General features: G+C 60.3%; 3 protein-coding genes. All 3 read left to right on the forward strand.

The window, feature by feature from the left end:
* Positions 1 to 5: 5 nt before the first annotated feature.
* The 3 genes from Q0F21_RS06180 (at position 6) to Q0F21_RS06190 (ending at position 3,816) form a co-directional block, all read left to right on the forward strand.
* Complete coding sequence (locus tag Q0F21_RS06180) at positions 6 to 704, forward strand: Fic family protein (RefSeq protein WP_297238355.1); 699 nt, start codon at positions 6 to 8, stop codon at positions 702 to 704.
* 16 nt (positions 705 to 720) lie between these two features.
* Positions 721 to 2,094, forward strand: coding sequence for a cell envelope integrity protein CreD (gene creD / locus Q0F21_RS06185; protein WP_297238351.1), 1,374 nt, complete (start codon positions 721 to 723; stop codon positions 2,092 to 2,094).
* 159 nt (positions 2,095 to 2,253) lie between these two features.
* Entirely contained in the window at positions 2,254 to 3,816 is a 1,563-nt protein-coding gene (locus tag Q0F21_RS06190) for a lipopolysaccharide biosynthesis protein (RefSeq protein WP_297238353.1), read from the forward strand.
* The last annotated feature ends 96 nt before the right edge of the window (positions 3,817 to 3,912 follow it).

The following is a 3,912-nucleotide window of genomic DNA, read 5'->3' on the forward strand; positions in this document are numbered from 1 at the left end:
TTGCTCTGCGAGAGCAGATGGAGAGCAAGATGAGAGGGGGCATCTACCATCGGACGCAGATAGACCTTACCTATAACTCCAATCACATCGAGGGAAGTCGCCTCTCTAAGGAGCAGACGCGCTACATCTACGAGACCAATACCATCGGGGTCACTGATGAGGCGGTCAGCGTCGATGACATCATCGAGACGACCAACCACTTCCGCTGCATCGACTTCGTCATAGAGCATGCGGAGGAGCCACTGACGGAGGAGATGATCAAGAGACTGCACGCACTCCTGAAGGCGGGCACCTCCGATGCGGACAGACCGTGGTTTGCCGTCGGCGAGTACAAGCGGTTGCCCAACGAAGTGGGGGGAAAGGAGACCGCAGCCCCTGAGGATGTGCCGGCAGCAATGAGGGCGCTACTGCAGGAGTATACCGGCAAGAGACAGGTCTCCCTCGAGGAGATCCTCGACTTCCACTACAGAATGGAGATGATCCACCCCTTCCAGGACGGCAATGGCCGCGTAGGCAGGTTGATCATCTTTAAGGAGTGCTTAGCACACCATATCGTCCCTTTTATCATCACCGAGGAGCTCAAGATGTACTACTATCGGGGTCTCGATCGGTGGGAAGAGGTCCGGGGGTATCTCCTCGACACCTGTCTCACCGCACAGGATCGGTACAGGGCGATCCTCGACTATTTCCGCATCACCTATTAACACCCATAGCACCATCATGGAAGTCATACCACCGCAGGGGGAGCCCAAGCACTCCCCATCCTTTGTCGCCAAGACGCTTATCCTCGGGCTGATCGCCCTACTGCTCCTGATCCCCCTCCTCATGGTGGAGGGGTTGGTCTCCTCGCGGCAGTACGAGGGGCGCAAGGCCACACAGGAGATCACCTCGCGCTGGGGCGAGAGCCAGAATATCCTCACCCCGGTGCTGGTCGTCCCCTACACGCCCGATGTCAAGGACGCTCAGGAGAGCGCCCTCTACCTGATCCCCGAGGAGGTCTCCGCTGATGCCGTGCTCGACATCGAGAACCGCCACCGCAGCATCTACGAGGTCGCCGTCTATACAGCGCACGTAGACCTATCCGGCACCTGGCGGGCGGAGGAGATCCGTCGCGCCCTCTCCGAGGTGAAGGGTACGTACGACCTCAGCCGGGCGAAGGTCGCTCTCTCCACGAGCGATGCCACCGGCTATCGGGATATCGTCAGGATGAAGGTCAATGGGAAGGAGTATAAGATGAAGAACGACCCCTCCCTCTCCACGCTCACCACCTGCATCGACGACAATTATGGAGATCTCATGGAGGTGAACTTCCCCTACCTGAGTGACAAGGAGGTGACCGGTGCCTCGCTCTCTGCCGATCTGCCCCTCTCCGACGATGAGGAGGGGGCGCTGAGAGACCTCTCCTTCAGTCTCAAGACGGACATCGCCGGGAGTGAGCACTTCGGTCTCCTCGCCGTCGGCGTATCGGCCAAGAGCTCGATCAAGGGGAATTGGCCCGACCCCTCCTTCCGGGGCAAGAAGCTGCCGGACGACTACAGCATCACGGGTGATGGCTTCGAGGCTCGCTGGAGCACCTTCGCCGAGGACAACCTATTGACCGAGTCCGGACAACAGACCCTGCTGCGCAACAGCCACTTCGTCAGCCTCCTACGCCCGGTAGACAACTACGCCCAGACGGAGCGGAGCGTGAAGTACGGCATCCTCGTGATCGCACTCACGCTCCTCTCGGTCTACCTTGTGGAGCTGACACTGCGTCGCCGCGGCAGGAGCATCAATCTCCTCTCCTACGTCCTCACGGGGCTCTCGCTGGTACTCTTCTACACCCTGCTCCTCTCCATGAGTGAGGTGATCGGCTTCGGCCTCGCCTACCTCATCTCCGCCGTGATGACGGTAGGGCTCAATACCATCTACTTCCGCATGATCCTCCCGGAGACGAGGAAGGCACTCCTCCTCGGGGGCATCATGACGCTCCTCTACCTGATCATCTACGTGCTGATGCAGCTGGAGAGCTACGCCCTCCTCATCGGGAGCTTAGTCCTCTTCGTCATCCTGGCGATCGTCATGTACATCTCCGCCAAGACCCTCCGCGACTGAGGAAATCTTTTATCGGGTTTAGTGAAATCTTTTATCGGGTTTAGTGAACACTGATACCGGTAAAAGATTTCACTAAACCCGATCATAGATAAAACCCTCTCGGATGGCTCGTCAGAGGGTAGAGATCCTAAAGCAGTATAAAGGGGGTATCTTTGTCGTATGAAACCAATCCTGCCGGAGGAGGAGAGCCGAAGGAGCAACAGTCGTATCGCCCGCAATACGCTGATGCTCTACGTCCGGCAGCTGGTCGTGCTGCTGATCGGGCTCTATACCTCCCGTGCGCTCCTCGCCGCCCTCGGGGTGACCGACTATGGTCTCTACAACGTGGTCGGCGGCGTGGTGACGATGCTCGGCTTCCTCAATGGCGCGATGATCGGGGCGACGCAGCGCTTCCTCGCCGTCGACCTTGGGCGGCGGGATGAGGCGCACCTGAGGATCACCTTCAGCGCCACCCGGTACCTCCATATGGTGCTGGCTCTCGTGATCGGGCTGCTGGCGGAGACGGTGGGGCTCTGGTTTGTCTACCGCTACCTGATCATCCCGCCGGAGCGTATGGCGGCGGCGCTCTGGGTCTACCACTTCGCTGTGCTCTCCTTCATGGTGACGATCGTGCAGGTGCCCTTCAATGCCCTCATCGTGGCGGATGAGCGAATGGGGGTCTTTGCCCGGATCAGTATCCTTGAGACGCTCCTCAAGCTGGGGGTCGTCCTGGTGCTGGTCTACGCCGCCCTCGAGGTTGACCGGCTCGTCGCCTACGGGGGGATGCTCCTCGGGGTGAGCCTCGTCATCGCACTGATCTACAGGCTCTATGTGCGGCAGCACTTCTCCGGGGCGCGGCTGACGCGAATAGAGGACAAGGGCTACTTCCGGACGCTGCTCGGCTATATGGGGTGGAATGTCTTTGGCAACCTCGCCGGGGTGATGAAGGGGCAGGGGACCAATGTGCTGATGAACCTCTTCTTCGGACCCACCGCCAATGCCGCCCGCGCCATAGCCATGCAGGTGATGTCGTCGGTGCAGACCTTTTACACCAATTTCCAGGTCGCCTCCAATCCTCAGATCATCAAGCGGTACGCCGTCGGGGAGACGGAGGAGATGCTTCGGCTGGTGACCCGCACGGGGAAGTTCTCTCTCTACCTCCTGACGCTCGTCTGCGTGCCGGCGATACTGGAGATGGACTTCCTCCAGACGGTCTGGCTCGTGACGCCGCCGAGGGGGGCGGTGCTCTTTGCCTCTCTTGCACTCATCGACTGTATGGTGGAGTGCGCCTCCGGTTCCCTTGCCATGGCGATGCAGGCGACAGGGCGCATCGCCAAGTACCAGGCGCTTGTCGGCACGCTGATCATGCTCAATCTCCCGCTCACCTATGTGGCGTATAAGGTGGGGATGGCGGTGGAGACTGCCTTCTACATCCACATCGGGATCGACGTGGTGGCGCTCGCGCTACGGCTTCTGCTCGTGCGGGAGAATATCCCGGCGCTCGGCATAGCCACCTATGTGCGGGAGGTGGTCGCCAAGCCGCTCCTCATCATCACCCTCTCGGCGGGCGTGACGCTGATGATGCGGGAAGCACTGGAGCCGTCGTGGGGGCGGCTCATTACGGTAACTCTGTGTAGCTTTGTGGTATCCGGGGGGCTGATCCTCTGGATCGGGCTCACGACCGGCGAGCGGAGCTATCTCCGCCGTGTGGTGCGGGAGCGAGTAGGATCATGGAGAAGGTGACACCAAAGGAGAGACTAAAGAGACTGCTGGGACCGCGGCTGATGTCGTGGTACAATCGGGTGCGCCTCCGCCTGCAGGTGCCCCGGATCTTCCTCG

It is taken from the genome of uncultured Porphyromonas sp., assembly GCF_934359325.1.
GTDB lineage: Bacteria > Bacteroidota > Bacteroidia > Bacteroidales > Porphyromonadaceae > Porphyromonas_A.